Genomic DNA, 16,128 nt, shown 5'->3' with positions numbered 1-16,128 from the left:
GAACCTGAGGAAGCTCGCCAAGATCATCCCGGTCCCGCAGCCGAGCCCGGCTTGACCGGCAGGGGACACCCGGCTCGGGAACGAGAGCTCATCCCGCTCACGCTCCGATCTCGGACGAGAACGAGTTTTTCAACGAAATCGTACCTAAAGCAGACATTTCATGGACGGGCCTAATATCAGGAGTATATTGCCATCGTCGCCTCATGACCGACATTGTCGAGGCTTTAGACCGGGCCGAGGCCCATTTTCGTGGCGGTCTAATAGCTCTCATGGGTCTGAAGAAACGGCGCGCAGGACGCGTCACACCGGCCGGAAATTTGTGCTGAAGCGAGGTGCGAAGCTCCTGTGTTTGCAGGAGTAACTAGTGGCGGAACTGGCGGACCTCGCACGCAGCTCCGACGTTCCAACGGCATGACGATAAGGTCGACGGATCTGGAAGGCTCACTGTCTCTGGCTCGACCCCCAAGGCTCGACGCGCGCACCCGATCAGCTTGGCCGGCCGAGATCACGTCAGCCAGCGGCGTCGATACGGACTTGAGCGCAGCGTGCCCCGGATGGGGCCTGGTTGCGATGCGTGCGACGGCCGTCGGCCCAATGGCTGTAGTCTGCGACGCTTCGATTCCGCCGAACTGCCGGTCACAACGGAGCGACGCCCATCCAGTCAGGCGGGACGCTTCTGCCGTACAACGTCCCCTTCCGGTCGCGGTCGCGGTCGTAGGATGCGGTAGCGAAGCGGTGCTCCAGCATCGACCGCTGGCATCCGTGGAGATGGTGGCCCGAGCCTCCCAGCCACAGCACGCAGCGGGCGTCGGCTGCCGCCAGCGCGAGTTCCAGCGCCCGCCACGCGCCGAGACCGTCGGTTGCGGCGACCGCCTCACCATACCAATGCGCGGCCCAGCATGCGCGGGCGTAGCAGCGTCCGGCCTTTGCCGCAGCGTCGCGTAAGAAGCCGTGTCGAAAGCGCTCGTCGTCGAAGAAATCGTCCAGGGCTGGATCGGATACGGCAAACCCGGCGGCCGTCACGGCCCTGGCGAGGTCGAGCGGATGTCGCCCGGTCGCGCGATCTTTTACATAAGCGACGACCAAGTCGTGACGCCTTGCAGTTTCTGCGGCGAGGATCAGGCGGGCCATCGCTCGGTCGTTCGGCGCTCGATCCAATTGCCGACGGCGTATGGACTCGATCGCTGGATCGTCCGAACTCCTCCATAGTAGCAGCGACGTGCGCGGGACGAGACCGATCGGGAGCACTTCGGGAAATAGCGGCGCGACGTCTCCGTAGGCGTCGAAAAGGCGTGCAGCTCGCTTCGGATCGACGTAGGAAACAGCGCGAGCGACGTCGTGCGCCAGAACGGCGAGGACCGGCGCCCTTTCAGTCGCCGTCGCCTCCTCCGCCAGCGCGAGCAGCCGTTCGAACGCCGAAGGCGCCTCCCTGGCGGCACGGTCTACGACCTCGCTGGATGGAGGATGCAGCAACATCTCGCGGCCGGACGATGCGAGGTCGCGATGGAGGGCGAAGAAGTCCCTCATGTTACGCATCGGCCTGCGCGCGCCGCTCCCGACGTCGAAGCCATCGGCGGGGCCGAAGTCGATGCGGTGCCAACTGCCCGAATTCTCATCGCGCGCCGGTAGATCGTCCGGCCGGACGATGGCGACCTTCATGCCGGTCGGCAGCACGCCGACCGCACTGGTATCGCGCAGCACCCGATGCAGATCGTTGACCGCCGCCTCGAGCGTCGCCGCGCCCGAGTGCTCCAAGGCCGAACTCCGCAATGCGGGGGTCAGCTTGGCGAGCGCAGACGGCTCGTCGGCATCTAGGCCGGCGCGCCTGAACCAGAGGGAGCCCCAGTGGTCGGCTCTGATGTGCGCCTCGTCGACGATCGGCACCGGCCGGCGCCATGCGGCGGCGAACTTCTCGTCGTCCTGCCGCGTCCCCGCCCGAACCATGGCGCGGTAGGCTGCGGCGCGAAGGCGCTGGTCGTCGTGCGCGGCCGCCTGTAGCGCATGGGACCGGACCGCCGGAACGGCACTGCCGGCGTCGGCGGTCGCGAGCAGCGCCAGCCGCATCCGCCGAGGCTCGCCTGAGGCGAAGTCGCTCCGGAGGCGCTCCTCGACCTTTGCGGCAGGCAACGCTCGCATAAGTTCCCCGAGCTGGAAGGCGTCGCTGGCGTCGTCGCGTTGCCCGGCGTGAGCGTCGTACTGCCGCTCGGCTTCGAGATGCGGCAGTACCGCCGCCAGGAGGACGGTGGGGGCGTCGCGTTCCACCGGCTCTAGATCGGGCCGCCCCCTCAGATCGGTCATCCACGCCGCGACGGGTTCCACGACTGGTCTCAGAATCGCGACGTCCCGCAGGATCCAGTGCGCGATCACGGAGGGGGAGACGTCAGCGATCGCAGCACACCCGGCGGCAAAGTCCCGGTGGATGGCCGCCGCCGCATCCGGTGCAAACCGGCAGAGCAGCAGCCTCGCCCGGCTCGCCGGAGCCTTGGACTCACGCCACAGCGCACCCGGGGGATGCCCTTCCCGCGAAGTCGTCGCCTCCCTGTAGAAATGAGCGGTCGCCTCCAACCCTCCCTCGGGGGCGGACGCGGCAGGGTCGAGTGGATCGACGTCCGGCAAGACATCGGACCTGCCTGGCCTCGTGTCGGCAACCGCGGGAGGGCGGACGTCGGCCGCCGCCCGCGATTGCTCCGGATCGCCGCTGCCCGACAGGGCGTAGCTCATCGCCCACCCGAAGACATCGGAGCGAGCCGCCGTCCGGAACGGAGCTACGGCGGCGCCGACGGCCGAGGTGGCTTCCTCCCAGTCGGTCGGGGCGAGGAGGCGAAGCCATCTCATCGCGTCGTGCGACCCACCGGCCTCCCATCCTATGGACGTGGCCACGCACCATGCGAAAATATCAGCCGCGTAGCCTGCAAGGGGCCGGCCCGCCAGGATGGCGATCGCCAGTTCGTCCACGCGGTGGGCATATCCGGGCGGGAGGGGATTCAATTCACGATCGACGAAAGTGCGCTCCGCGTCGGCCAGGGTTTGTATGCCGGCGCGGTGCTGATCCGCCATTTCGTTATGATGTTCCCGCGCGAAGCGCGCTTGCTCCTCGGAGTAATTCCGGGTGTCGGGAAGCGACGGCACCGGTTGCCAGGCCCGAAGCCATCGTCGGACGGTCCGGTCGATCGCATCCGCCGTCGCCGGCCGATCGCGCGCAGCGATCAGAGCGTCCCTCATCCATTCGCGGCGGCCGGCGACACTGCGCTCCCCGTATAGCTGGGCGGCGACGTCGAGGTAGACGTCCGGGTGTTCGGAAACCCCAGAGAAGATTCGCGCACGCTGATCGGGTGGCAGGTTCTGAAGGATGAGTATGCGATGCAGGAGGACCCGGGCAACGACATCGTCCATGCCTGGATCCGCGAGTGCGACGTCCAGCGCGCCGAGGAGCACAAGGGCGGTCTCGTCGATCGCGCGGATCGGATCGACGATGGTCTCAAGGAGCCGGTCGAGACCGGTCTCTCCCGCACCGGCCGCGTCCTTTAGCTCCTCCGCGATCAGCAGGCCCAGGCCGAGCGTTCTGCCGTGCTCCCGCAGGATGTACCTCCGGCGGACCCCGTCGACGATCTCGATGAAGCCGCTGTCGACGATGTCCCCAAGATCCGCGGCAAGGGCCGCCTGATCGACGGGAACGCCGAGGCGTTCGCGGATGGACCTATCGTCGAATGTCACGGCTTGCCGGGTTACTGTCTGGTTCAGCAGCCGTTCGCGGATCTCGCGCGCATGGTTGACTAGGACCTGCGCGAACTGTTCCGCCGTGTGTCCGCCCGCCGATGCGCGCCCCTCCTGACGCTTTCGCAAGTACTCGAACAGCAACCGCTCGGTCCCGACTTCGTCGGGGTCGAGCCGATCGAGTAGGTCGAGCCCGACCGAAAGGATCCGCGGGTTGCGCAGGAAGCCCCGTAGCGGCTCACAGACGGACTCCGGCCGTTTTCCGGCCAGCAGCAGCAGGTGGTCGAGTTCCTCGTCTGAGAACGCCTCGACGCCGATCTCCAGGACCGCCGCCCGCGGAAGACGGGGCGCGAGATCCCTCTCGTAGATGCCGCGCCGGGTCGTCACGACGACGCCGAGAGCCTTCGTGCCGGCCTCCCGCAGCAGCGCCGAGATCAGCGCCGGCCAGGGGTGGTGGGTCCGTTCGTTCACTCCGTCGAGGACGATTACGACCGCCGGGCTGCGATCCGCCGTCGACCCCTCCGGCACGGCGAGCCACCGCTCAAGCCGTGCCCGCCATCGGTCCTCGCCTCCGGCGCCGCGCGAGCCTGTCTGTTCCGCCGCCAACCGCGAGAGCAGCTCCAAAGGGCGAGTCTCGTCGCCCGCGCGCCACATGTGGGACGTCATGAGGAGCAACATCGGTCGCGGACGTCCCGGGCCGTCCTCGAACTCGAGCCACGCGCGCACGGCTGCCCACGACTTGCCGTTGCCCTCGTCGCCACGCCCACCGCTGCGGCCCGCCGGGCCTGTCAGCACGACCGCGCGCGGCTCGGGGGACCAACAGCGCATCGCCTCGCGGATCCGCCCTTCCAGGCGCGCGCGCGCGAAAGGCGCGGGCCGCATGGATGCGTCCAGGGGGGCCAGCGCTTGATTGAAGCGTTGCAAAGCGAGACCGACGCTGCGGAAGTGCGCTGCTAACCAAGCCGCATTGGCACGGCGCGCCGAGGCGAGGCCCAGGGAGCCGGCGCGGAATTCTACATGGATCGCGTCGGCTTGGCCGCCGAAGAGCGCACTTGCAGCGACCGCCTCGATCTCGGACGCGACCACCGGGGCGGATATCGTGTCGTACCGGCCGAACCATTCGAGGACGGCATCACGTGCGACCGCAAGCAGCACAGCCAGCGGCGGTAGCGGTTGTGCCCAGTCCAGCACCAGCACCGTGGTCCCGTGCCGATCGCCCATCCGGCGGAGATCTCCGGCATAGGCGGCGTCGAACGGCACGGTCGCGGCCGCGCACCAGACTTCGACCTCCCGTCCCGAGCGTTCGATCGCCTCGGTCAGCTTGGCCGAGAGCGCCTCGAAGGGCAGGCGCGACGTGTAGCGTTTGGCCTCGACCATGACGGCCGCGCCGGAGACTGTTCCTTCAGCGTCGCGTCCGAACTGACGTCCAGAACCAACGAGCCTGAATGGGACGCCCGCGAGTAGGGTGCAAGCGGCGGCAATCAGGCCTTCGAAGCCGCGGTCGCCGGTTGGAGGAAGTTCCGCGAGGATCGATCGCAGACGCCCGTACGGGAGGCGATCGCAGTTCTGGGCGTCAGCGGCAGAAAGCGAAATGGCGTCGTCAGGCATGCAGTCGGGACAGGTGTCGGTCGGCCCGATCTGTCGATGCCGTCAATGGCTACGCATCAGGACCGGCAGGTAAATGCGTGGGTTCCGGCTTCGTTCCTTCGGTAAGAGACGGACAGCGGCGGCGCGCGATAGGCCGGACTGTCGTGGACGGTATGTAGGCGGTTTCGGCACCTCCGAACGTTCTTCAGCGGCAAACGAACGGTCCTCAGATCTATTGATTTTTCACTAATGAACGGCGGGTTTCCCAGTTCCGGCACTCGATCCTTCGGCTATGAAGATAGATTGCGCCCCCAAATCACTTGGTCCGGAGCAGTTCACGGTCCGCTGTACCTGCGGAAGTTCATTTATTGCTGGACTCACACAGGTAGCGAAGCTCTGAAGCACCTACCGAAACAGTCTTCGTCATTAAAATGTTACGACCGACGGGCGCGTCGCTACACGCGTCTGATCTCGTTCAGTGAGCAGACCTTCGTGAGATCGAACACGAGGGTCTGCTCATGGCGCGATCCGGACGGCAGGAAGTGGCCGAAAGCAGCCTGACCGCTTCCAGCGTTCAAACCGGAAAAGCGGACGTTCGGAGTGCTCAGGGGCGGTTCATTACTTAAGTACCGCCCCAATGATGGAGCGCATGCTTTGACAGTCTTCACATTTCTCGCGGTAATGAGATGGCTGACAGCGCCATGAACCCGGTGATCAAAGTTACCAACATCATCGACCCGCTGCTGAACGTGGCGTTAGCGAACTGCTGGTTGATGATAGCCGACCCAATGATGCGCTTTTCAGCACCAAAGTTCTGTGCTGAAGCAACCTAAAATATCAGTCCGTCCGATGAAAATTGGGCGGACTTTTTTGTTCAGCAGTAAGTCTGAAAGTGACTGACAAGGCCGGCCGGTTAAGCCAAAGGCGATCGGAGCATCCTCGACGCCCTTGGTCGCGGTGGCGATATCCGGTTTCCCACCGATGCGTGGAAAGCAGTTCGACCCGCATAACGATCAGCGGGCCGCCACCCCATGGTGCGGCCTGTTTGCATTTCTTGGGTCTGTTCCAGGGTGCCCAAAATTATCGTCCCAAATGCTGGGCTCCGGGAAATTAGTCGGCAAGCCAATGGCGTTTGTCACCATTGCCAGTCGATAGATGGGAACGGCGGGCTTGGCGGTGCGCCGTCCCCATGGTCAATGCCCAACACGAAAATCGTTTTTCGTTCTCCATTGAGCCTTGCCGCCGTCAACGCGTTCACGTCCGTGTCCCCATCCGAACGGAAGCACCGATGTCGAGTCTGTCGGAGCGCAAGGCTCGCCTGATCGTCCACGGCGACCAGCCCTACAACGCTGAGCCGCCCCTTGGGCGATTGCGCGCCTCTTATCGGACATCGGTACAGGACTTCTACGTCCGCTCCCACGGCGACCTACCGGCGCTCGACCTTAAAATCTGGCGCCTCACCGTCGATGGCGGGGCCGACACGACACTGGAGTTTTCGCTGCCGGACCTACGCAACCGTTTTCCGGAGTTCACGGTGACCGCCACGATGCAGTGTGCCGGCAATCGTCGCGCCGACATGCGAGCGGTCGCCCCTGTTTCCGGTGACCCGTGGGAAGCAGGCGCTATTGGGACGGCCGAGTGGACCGGGGTACGCCTCGGCGACGTCCTGCGCGAGGCTGGGATCGCGGAGGGCATGGACCTCCACGTGGCCTTCGAGAGCCACGACACGGTGGAGGGCCACCCGTACGGGGCATCGATCCCGCTCGCCAAGGCGCTGGCACCCGAAACCCTGCTGGCGTACGCCATGAATGGCGAAGCCCTGCTCCCCGAGCACGGCTTCCCTGTCCGCGCGGTTGTGCCGGGTTTCGCAGGCGTGCGCAGCCCCAAATGGCTCCGGCGCCTGATCGTGCAGGATCATCCCTCAAACAATCCAATTCAGGCCGGTGACTATAAGCTGTACCCGCCCCACGTGACGGCGGAGACGGCCGACCCCACCCAGGGGCACACCATCGACCTGATGCCTTTGAACGCCGCGATCTGCGAACCTGCGCGTGAAGCTGCCCTCAAGGCGGGCGTGACCCAGGTTCGCGGTTACGCCGTGGCCGGTGACCGAGCCGTCGTCCGCGTTGACGTCTCTGGCAATGGCGGTCGATCCTGGGTCCAGGCTGATCTGGAGCATCAGGCCGGTTCACCATTCGCCTGGACGTTCTGGAGCGTCGAACTCGATCTATCGCCAGGCGAACACGAACTCGCGGTCCGTGCCTGGGACGCGGCCGGCCAGACCCAGCCGGCGCTGCCGGACGATACCTGGAACCACAAAGGCTACCTTTGCACCTGCTGGCACCGGGTGCGGATAAGCGTCACCTAAGGCAAGGCTAACCTTGCGCATACAGTCGTCACGAAACAATTATTCAGTGAAAAAACGTCCCGGTGCATTGGGTCCTAACCGGGAATTTCGTTGATCCGCGCGGTATCCTGGGATGCCACGCCGTTCTCGCGATGGCGATAATCGCTCAACGCCCGGTAGACCTGGAGCCGCGCCCGCATCACCGAACCAAGCGGACGGTGAGACGCGAGGCTGTGGGCCGGACGGAAGGTCATCACCTCGTCGAAGTACCGCACGCGTTCCGGTGCATAGGCATCCTGACGGGGCAGGCGCAGCGTCGCGACCGTACGGTAGGGGCTGATGGAGACCGGCCAGTCGACCGAGGCGTCCTCGATGGGTTGGCTTTCGGCATCGGCCCAGAGTTGGGCCCTCAGCTCGAACACCACCTCGTGCTCCCGGAAGAAGGCGACCGTCGCATGACGGAAGCCGTCCTCGTCCTGATGCGGATCGAGCCGCCATTCGGACAGGGCCCGCTGGCTTTCCGTCGAGGGCACGCCCCCGAGCTTGGCCACGTAGTCGCCGAAGCGGACCGGCGCCTGGCTGAAGTAGCTGTCGGCGAGGGGATGGTTGTAGGGATGGCCGAAGAAGTCGGCCAGAGCGCTCTCCGTCCCGAAGGCGTGCAGCGCGCGGTTGAGGTTGCGCATGGTCGACGAAACTGCGCTTTTGACCCCTTCGGGCAATCCCGTGGACTTGCCGATGACGGTGCCGTCCCGCAGGAAGCCGGCTGCGGTTCCGGAGGGGAAGGTAGTGCCCGTCGCGAGGACGAAGTCCTGGGTGTCGACGGCATGGCCGGGCAGCTTTTCCCCGGGCACGTCGAACACCTTGATGGACATGCCGCGGTGGGTCGAGACCCGGTCACCCAGGGTCTCGCCTGGCCCTTGCGCGAACCGGACCGCCACGGGGTGGGTGCCGGGCGTGGCGAACAACCCTTGGGCCAGTTCGGGCGGCAAGCCGGCTGCAATCGTCAACTCGCCGGTGACGCAAGCCGAGCTCTTCGCGTGACTGGCGCGCACGGCATGGTGCTCGCGTGCCTCGACGGTCTCCGATTGCTGCGTCATTCCCTTGATGATGCCGTCAATCGTCTTCTGCTCGTCCGGATCGGGCTTCTCGATGTCGGGTGCGTATCGAAGGTAGGTCATGTTCTTCCTCACGGGGATCGGGGAACTGAAGCGGACCGCAACGCATAAGAGCGCAGCGGATTCGGGGTTCGACGTATTGAGTCGGAGACGGGATCCCGTTCCGAACATCGAGGGCGCCGGGGGCCGTTCTCGGTCCAGGACGACTTCGCGTCCGTCGAAAGTCTGCCTGAGTTCGGCTGCGCTATAAGTTGGCTTTGAAGCGCTGCTTCGTTTTTCACGGCAATAGAAGACCGGACCATAGACCGGCTCCAGAGCGGAGGCGGCAAGCTCGGCCGATACGCTCTACGACCCGTGGAGGGCCGCGGGCTCGTGCGTGCGACAAGCCATTTCAGGGCGCGTCCTTCCCAACCGTTTCGAGGATTACGCGCGCTGTCTCGGCAGGCTGATCCCAATGCGGGAAGTGGCCGCAGCGCTCAAACCAGTGCAGATGGGCCGACGGGAAGGCTTTCAGGGCGCGTGCAGCCTGGCGCGGCAGTAGCAGGTGGTCTTGGCGGCCCCAGCCTATGGTGACAAGGCCGGGGGTCTTTGCCGAACCCTGCTGCAACGGCCCGCGTGCCAGCTCACGCAGCATCGCATCGAACACCGGTGTGGCCGCCAGGCTCTGCAGCTCCTCTTCGACAAGCTGCGGTGGCAGCACCCACGGACGGGCCGACAGTTGGGCCAGCAGCAGCGTACGGGTGACGGCGTGGCGCGACAGGCCAGGATGCAAGGGCCGCAGCAATCGCACCAGGCGTATCGATGCCGCGAGCGTCCAGTGTAACCAGCGCGTTTCCCACCCGCGCCAGAAACCGCCGGGATCGAGCGCCACGCAGTGCCGACCGATGCCCCGCCGTGCCAGCTCCAGCACCAGCCGGCCCCCCACCGAACTGCCGACAAGGTCCGCTGTCGTCAGGCCTTGCGACTGCACGAAGCCGGCAAGGGCGTCCGCATAGGCCTCCACCGTCTGCCGGCCCGCGAGCGGGGTCGATCTGCCATGTCCCGGCAGGTCGACCAAGATCAGTTCGCGCGAGCCGCGCAATGCGGTTAAGAGCGGATCCCAGGTGCGGAGATTGGCCCCCAGCCCATGGACCATCAGTAGCGGCCGGCCCGTGCCGACGCGTTCAAAATGTAGGAACATGATGGCATTGTCCTTCAATGTTCGCGCTGCAATCCGAACATTGGTCCGTCGCAGATTTCGTCAGGCCGGGAGTGCCATTTAGGTCCGCGAGCCGCTCATATCGGACGCTTCGAGGCCAAGTCGCCGGTCTGATTGCCAGCTACGCGGCGCAAGGCCGACTGTACTTTGCAGTTTTGCAAGCGCCGGATGTCGCCGCGAAGGCCCTACCGGAGTTCGCCAGGAGAGAGCTGCGCTTCCAAAGCTCGCGGAGACGAAGACGTCACGTCCGCGCCAACTCAGATGCCGGCGTACCAGGCGTAGCCCTGGTCCTCCCAGTAGCCGCCCTTGCTATCGCCGATGTGGGCGAAACTCTCGACCACCTCAATGCGCATCACGTACTTTGCTTGCTTGTAGCCGAGGTTGCGTTCCACCCGCAGCCGCAGCGGGGCGCCGTTCGAGACCGGGAGTGCCTTGCCGTTCATGTCGTATGCGAGGATCGTCTGCGGGTGGAACGCGTCCACGAGGTCGATGCTCTCGTAGTACCTGACCGGTGATCCACCACTGGCCGCAGTGTCCTCAGACGCCTGCTGGCCGCCGGAGTCCTTCCTGCTCTCCCCACCGCCCGATTGCTTCGTCATGGCTGGGTTGGCATTGCCGGCAGGGATTGTTTCGTCGGAGCCGCCATCCTCCGCGGTGTCCGCTCCGCCGTCGTCCTCGCCCTGGTCCATGGTGTCCGCGCAGTGGAACACCACGTAGCGCCCCTCGGGCTTGAGCTTGGCCCGAGACAAGAGGTCGGAAAGCAGAACTCCGGTCCACTTGCCGATGGCGCTCCAGCCTTCGACGCAATCGTGCCGGGTGATCTGGGTGCGGGCGGGAAGCTTGCGGAGCTCGGCCAGGGACAGCTTGAAGGGCGCCTCCACGAGGCCGTCGACCTCCAGGTGGTACTTGGCGAACTTAGCCTTCGCGAGGGCCTTGTATGCCTTGTCCGGCGGGTCCTCGGTACCGTTCGGCTTGAACCACGGCGAGATGTCGGCCTCGGCGTATTCCGGGGCCAGCGTCCGGTCGGTGAGCAGCAGGCGCTGGACGAACAGGTTGGCGTCCTCGCCGGTCTTGAGGGTGCGCCGGAACCACTCCGCACTGCCGAGGCGGTCGCAACCGCCGAGCATAGCCGCCGCGGCTGCGGCGGAACCCCCCGTCAGGAGGGCCCGTCGGTTCGGAAGGCGGCTCATACCCGGGTCTCCCCGGTGATGGGTGCCGGCTCGACCTTGCGCTCGATCACGAACCAGCCGGTGAGCATGCCACGCATGTTGTTCCAAAAGCCCGAGAGCAGGACTAGGGCGATGTGCACGACCACGAACAGGACCAGCAGGGCCGCCACGACGAAATGGATCGTGCGTGCCGACTGGCGCCCGTCGAACAGCGTCAACAGGAACGGGAAGGCCGCGTCCATCGCCGGGGACATCGCGAGGCCGGCGAGGAGCTGCGCCGGCAGCAGCACGAATAGCACCACGAGGTAGGTCAGCTTCTGGATGACGTTGTAGCGCTTGGCCTCGTCGCCCTGCGGGAAGCGCAGCGTCAGGTGCTCCCAGATCGAAGCGCCGAAATGGCAGATCTGGTCGCGGGACGGGATCACGCGGAACCGAAGCTGTCCGCTGACCAATCCATAAAGCAGGTATGCAAGACCGTTCAGGACGAAGGCCCAGGCGAAGAAGAAGTGCCAGGAGCGGCCGCCGGTGAGATCCTGGTCGCTGGGCAGGGTCGCCCAGGCTGGAAAGCCGCGGTCGGCGGCCTGGCCATCCGCGCCTGCCGAGGAGCCGAGCCAGCCGGTGGTATCGAAGGAATGCCCGAGGACCGCGGTCACGCCCTTGGGCGGATCGTCCTCTGTGGAGGACATCCCCATCAGCGGCGTGTCGAAGGTCGAGACCTTACCCCAGTACAGGGCCGGGTGGGCGTTGAAGATCTGCAGGCCGCTCATGAGCAGGACCAAAAGGCAGATCGCGTTGATCCAGTGGGTTAGGCGGATGACCACAGGATGCCGAAACATCCATCGGCGGCGCTCGACCTCGCCCGTATCGGGCGCGGAGCGCGTCAGGTAGGTGCGAGGCAAACGGTCTCCCTCGGGATATTGATCGTCCAAGGCGGAGACCCCCGTGACGGGGCCTCCGTAAGCGTCGGCGATCACATGCCGCGGTTCATCATCCGCTTCTTCATCATGCGGCGCTTCATCATTTGCTTCCGCATCATGCGCTTCTTCATCATCATCCGGTCGCCGTGCATCATGCGGACCTGGGTGACGCCGCTCTCGGACTGGAGGCCGTTGACGGACATTGGTGCGGCCGTGGCCGAACCGGCCGCGAGGGCGATGCCGCCAAGGGCGGTCAGCGCGGTCAAGGCGAGCGAGAACTTCTTCATCGAATATCTCCCGTAGAGGTGAATGATCTATTCAACCTCCTGGGAAACCGGATTATTCTATCGTTGTTCCGATAAATATTAGGTCGATTTTTCCTGGTGAAAAATCTTGGCAATACTCCTCGCGCGCTCAAGCCGAGGCTTCAAACACGGGGACCATTCGTCGTCACGTATGGCTACGGGATCGGTCGACGATAAGTTTCAAGCCCGCCGCGCAGCCTGTTCGAGGGTGGTGACCGGAACGCCATGATCACCGGCCCGTCGCTAGGTCGATTCGAACAGCTCCCGGATACGCGACGCCAGAGCCTCCATCACGAAGGGCTTGGTGAGCACGGCCATGCCGGGGTCGAGGTGGCCGTTGCCGACCACGGCGTTCTCCGCATAGCCAGTGATGAAGAGAACCTTCAGGCTCGGTCGGGTGACCCTCGCCGCATCCGCGACCTGGCGCCCGTTCATGCCGCCGGGCAGACCGACGTCGGTCACCAGCAGGTCGATGCGCACGTTCGAGCGCAGGACTTTAAGCCCGGCCGGCCCGTCGGCCGCTTCGATGGCGGTGTAGCCAAGATCTTCCAGCACCTCGGTGACGAGCATCCGGACGGTGGGCTCGTCGTCGACGACCAACACCGTCTGACCGTTCTCGGCGCGCGGCGCGTCGCTGAGGGAGCCCAGGGCGTCCGCCGCCTCAGCCTCGCCGTAGTGCCGTGGAAGGTACAGGCACATCGTCGTGCCCTCGTCCATCTCCGAGTAGATCCGGACGTGGCCACCCGATTGCCGCACGAATCCGTAGATCATCGAAAGGCCGAAGCCGGTACCTTGGCCGATGGGCTTGGTGGTGAAGAACGGGTCGAACGCACGCTCGATTACGTCGGGCGTCATTCCGGTGCCGGTGTCGGACACGCAGAGGGAGAGGTACTGCCCCGGCGGCAGGTCGCGTTCCTTCGCCCCCCGGTCGTCCAGCCACTTGTTGGCGGTCTCGATGGCGATGCGTCCACCGTCCGGCATCGCGTCCCTGGCGTTGATGCACAGGTTGAGCAGGGCATTCTCAAGCTGCGGCGGGTCGATCAGCGCCGGCCACAGGTCGGGAGCCCCGACCACCTCGACATGGACCGCCGGCCCGACTGTGCGCCTGACGAGATCCTCCATGCCACCGACGAGCTTGTTCACGTCGGTCGGCTTCGGATCGAGGGTTTGGCGACGGGAGAACGCCAGGAGCCTGTGAGTGAGCGCCGCGGCCCGCTTCGAGGCGCCCTGGGCGGCGTTGATGTATCGGTCGAGGTCGGTCAGCCGGCCCTGCGCCATCCGGGTCTGCAGGAGCTCCAGGCTGCCCGAGATACCCGCCAGCAGATTGTTGAAATCGTGCGCCAGGCCCCCGGTGAGCTGCCCGACAGCCTCCATCTTCTGCGATTGCCGGAGCTGCTCCTCAGCCCGCAGCAGCGCCTCGGCCTGCACCTTCTCGGCGGTGACGTTTCGCCCCGTGGCGTAGACGAGTTCGCCCTCCGGTGCCGCCGTCCAGGACAGCCAGCGATAGCTTTCATCCTCGTGGCGGTACCGGTTCTCGACCCGGGCGATCTCGGCGCCGACGGCCTCGGTGAGCGCGGCGACGGTCAGGGCGATGTCGTCGGGGTGAATGAAGTCGAACACGGTCCGGCCGATCATCTCGCCCGGTCGCCGGCCGAGGATGCGCGTTGCCGCCGGGCTCACCGCCTTGAAGGTCCCGACACCGTCGATGACGACCATCAGGTCCTGGGAGACCTTCCAAGTACGGTCACGCTCGCGGGTCCGCTCCTCGACGCGGCGTTCGAGGGTTGCGTTCAATTCCGCGAGCTCGACGGACTGGCGCCGCCGCTCGTCGATGTCGGTGTTGGTGCCGACCCACTGGACGAGGGCGCCGTCCGGAGATCTGACGGGCTCGGCTCGAACCAGGAACCATCGGTAGGCTCCGTCGGCACGCCGGATGCGGAATTCGGTCTCGTACACTGTGCCGCTCGCCAAGGCTCGGGTCCAGGCTTCCCCGGCCGCGGGGAGGTCGTCAGGATGGACGATGCGGCCCCATGCGGTGGTGCCGTCCATCGTCCCCGGCGCGGTGCCCGCGTAGGCGTATGCCTGCTCGTTGAACCAGTAGAGATAGCCGTCGGGCCTGGCCGCCCAGATCTGGTTCGGGATGGCCTGGGCGAGGACGCGGAACTGCTCCTCGCTGGCGCGAAGGGCCCGCTCCGAACGCAAGCGCTCCGTCGCGAGCCGAACCCGCTCGGCGACCTCACGCATCAGCGTCAGCTCGCCCTTGGACCAGGAACGCGCGACGGCATGGTTGGCGTAGAAAAGGGCCACCGATGAGCCCAGCTCGACCAGGGGCATGTTGACGAATGAGCGCGCACTGATGGCTTCCAGCGCACCCGACTTGTCCCGCGTACGCGGATCGAGCCGCGCATCCGCGACGATTGCTGTTTCGCCCCGCTTCAGGTCGTCGATGTACGACCCGTAATCGCGGAAGCGCAGCACGCCCGCCAGGCTCTCGACGCCCGGGGCGTTCCAATCGCGCTCGATGGCGATGGTCTCGGCGACCTTGTCGATCACGCCGTAGCCGACCCGGCTCACGCCGAGGATGCCCCCGACCACCTCGCAGGCCGTGTAGGCGAGCGCGCCGGGGTCCTGGATGTCGCGGAGCCGGTCGTTCAGTTCGAGCAGCGTGGCGCGCCGCCTCTCGTCCTCCCTGCGGGCGAGATCGGCCTCGGCACGTTCGGTGACCTCGCGGACGATGCCGATGGCGCGAACGCACCGACCCTGTTCGTCGAAGACGCCACGACCCTTGGAGGCGAGCCAGCGCACGACCCCGTCTTCCCGGCCGACGATGCGATACTCGACGTCCAAGGCCGCTTGCTGGGCGGGATCGATCATGGCGGCCAACGCAGCCATCGTCGCGTCCCTGTCATCGGGATGCAGCGTTTCCACGAAGGTCGTCAGGTCGTAGGCCGCGTCCGGGGATAAACCGAACATCGGCCTGGTGCGCGGAGACCAGGTCAGGGAGCCGGTGAGGACGTCGAGGTCCCACATCCCGATCTCGGCGGCCTCGGTGGCGAGGCGCAGCACCGTCTCGCTGAACTGCAGGCGGTCGGCGCTGATGGCCTGTTCCGCCGACAGGACATCGTTCTCGCCCCTCAGGGCGGTCAGTTGCCTGGTGTCGGCGGTGACGTCGTATTGGCTGGCGAAGAAGTACGCGACCTCGCTCTTGGCATCCTCGACCGGCGCCAGCAGCAACTGGTTCCAGAAGGTGGTGCCGTCCTTCCGGTAGTTCAGGATCGGCAACTCGATGCCGCGCCGCTCGGCGATGGCGGCCCGGATGCGCGACACATCATGCGGATCGGTCTCGGGCCCCTGCAGGAAACGGCAGTTGTACCCGATCACCTCCTCCGGTGCGTAGCCCGTCAGCCGGCAGAAGGCGGGGTTGGCGAAGATGATAGGGTTGTCGTGCTGCCGGGGGTCCGTGATGATCATCGGCATGCGCGTGGCCCGCACGGCCGCCGCGAACGGGTCGGTGAGCCCGTCCCCGCCCGCGATCTCGGACAGGATGCGATGGGTGTCGCGCCGGACCGTGTCCGCCCTGGCGGACGGTGACGTCACGTCTAAGGAACTGCTTTTCACGCGCGTCGCCTTGGGGGCAATCCAGCCCGGATGATGTTGGCCTTATGGACGGATTGGGGGGTCGTCGCCCAGCGGATGGTTCTACGCGACCCGTCAGACGGACGCGACGCATCGCCGGATGACCGTCATCACGTTTAATTGCGGACATTCGTGGACGA

General features: G+C 65.9%; 9 protein-coding genes. 2 read left to right on the top strand and 7 right to left on the bottom strand.

The genetic code is table 11. From position 1 onward, the window contains the following. Positions 1–636 precede the first annotated feature (636 nt). A complete protein-coding gene (locus MKK63_RS28100) occupies positions 637–5,322 on the bottom strand; it encodes a hypothetical protein (RefSeq protein WP_244007329.1) in 4,686 nt (1,561 codons plus the stop codon). Between the two features lie 665 nt (positions 5,323–5,987). On the opposite strand from MKK63_RS28100, the gene MKK63_RS28095 reads away from it, so the two are divergent. Together MKK63_RS28095 and MKK63_RS28090 are read left to right on the top strand one after the other, a co-directional pair. Further along, positions 5,988–6,134 (top strand): hypothetical protein, encoded by a 147-nt coding sequence (locus MKK63_RS28095; protein WP_244007327.1) that lies wholly within the window; start codon positions 5,988–5,990, stop codon positions 6,132–6,134. A 455-nt stretch (positions 6,135–6,589) separates the two neighbouring features. Next, on the top strand, positions 6,590–7,669 hold the full coding sequence (locus MKK63_RS28090; RefSeq protein WP_244007331.1) for a molybdopterin-dependent oxidoreductase: 1,080 nt from the start codon (positions 6,590–6,592) through the stop codon (positions 7,667–7,669). Positions 7,670–7,743: 74 nt separating this feature from the next. Here MKK63_RS28090 and MKK63_RS28085 read toward each other — a convergent pair whose 3' ends face one another. The 6 genes from MKK63_RS28085 to MKK63_RS28060 form a co-directional block, all read right to left on the bottom strand. Further along, complete coding sequence (locus tag MKK63_RS28085) at positions 7,744–8,826, bottom strand: catalase family protein (RefSeq protein WP_147941667.1); 1,083 nt, start codon at positions 8,824–8,826, stop codon at positions 7,744–7,746. A 328-nt stretch (positions 8,827–9,154) separates the two neighbouring features. After that, positions 9,155–9,961: an alpha/beta fold hydrolase gene (locus MKK63_RS28080; protein ID WP_244007325.1), complete on the bottom strand. Its 807-nt coding sequence runs from the start codon at positions 9,959–9,961 to the stop codon at positions 9,155–9,157. Between the two features lie 257 nt (positions 9,962–10,218). Continuing rightward, the gene (locus MKK63_RS28075; protein WP_244007323.1) at positions 10,219–11,151 is read right to left on the bottom strand and encodes a molybdopterin-dependent oxidoreductase; all 933 of its coding nucleotides are present in this window, start codon (positions 11,149–11,151) and stop codon (positions 10,219–10,221) included. After that, complete coding sequence (locus MKK63_RS28070) at positions 11,148–11,966, bottom strand: cytochrome b/b6 domain-containing protein (protein ID WP_409564568.1); 819 nt, start codon at positions 11,964–11,966, stop codon at positions 11,148–11,150. The genes MKK63_RS28075 and MKK63_RS28070 overlap by 4 nt, the downstream gene beginning before the upstream one ends. A gap of 134 nt (positions 11,967–12,100) precedes the next feature. Further along, entirely contained in the window at positions 12,101–12,334 is a 234-nt protein-coding gene (locus MKK63_RS28065) for a hypothetical protein (protein ID WP_147940006.1), read from the bottom strand. Between the two features lie 261 nt (positions 12,335–12,595). Then, positions 12,596–15,949, bottom strand: a complete 3,354-nt coding sequence (locus tag MKK63_RS28060) for a PAS domain-containing protein (protein ID WP_244007319.1) — start codon at positions 15,947–15,949, stop codon at positions 12,596–12,598. Between the last annotated feature and the right edge of the window lie 179 nt (positions 15,950–16,128).

The sequence above is a fragment of the Methylobacterium sp. J-088 genome (assembly GCF_022829295.1).
Taxonomy (GTDB): domain Bacteria; phylum Pseudomonadota; class Alphaproteobacteria; order Rhizobiales; family Beijerinckiaceae; genus Methylobacterium.
The sequence above is the reverse complement of the archived record's forward strand: the minus strand, read 5'-3'. Positions and strand labels throughout refer to the sequence as shown.

What these genes read in the sequence shown, in the direction of transcription:
- MKK63_RS28100 (WP_244007329.1), bottom strand. Translation starts at nt 5,322, where the DNA reads ATGCCTGACGACGCCATTTCGCTTTCTGCCGCTGACGCCCAGAACTGC.
- MKK63_RS28095 (WP_244007327.1), top strand. Translation starts at nt 5,988, where the DNA reads ATGGCTGACAGCGCCATGAACCCGGTGATCAAAGTTACCAACATCATC.
- MKK63_RS28090 (WP_244007331.1), top strand. Translation starts at nt 6,590, where the DNA reads ATGTCGAGTCTGTCGGAGCGCAAGGCTCGCCTGATCGTCCACGGCGAC.
- MKK63_RS28085 (WP_147941667.1), bottom strand. Translation starts at nt 8,826, where the DNA reads ATGACCTACCTTCGATACGCACCCGACATCGAGAAGCCCGATCCGGAC.
- MKK63_RS28075 (WP_244007323.1), bottom strand. Translation starts at nt 11,151, where the DNA reads ATGAGCCGCCTTCCGAACCGACGGGCCCTCCTGACGGGGGGTTCCGCC.
- MKK63_RS28070 (WP_409564568.1), bottom strand. Translation starts at nt 11,966, where the DNA reads ATGTTTCGGCATCCTGTGGTCATCCGCCTAACCCACTGGATCAACGCG.
- MKK63_RS28065 (WP_147940006.1), bottom strand. Translation starts at nt 12,334, where the DNA reads ATGAAGAAGTTCTCGCTCGCCTTGACCGCGCTGACCGCCCTTGGCGGC.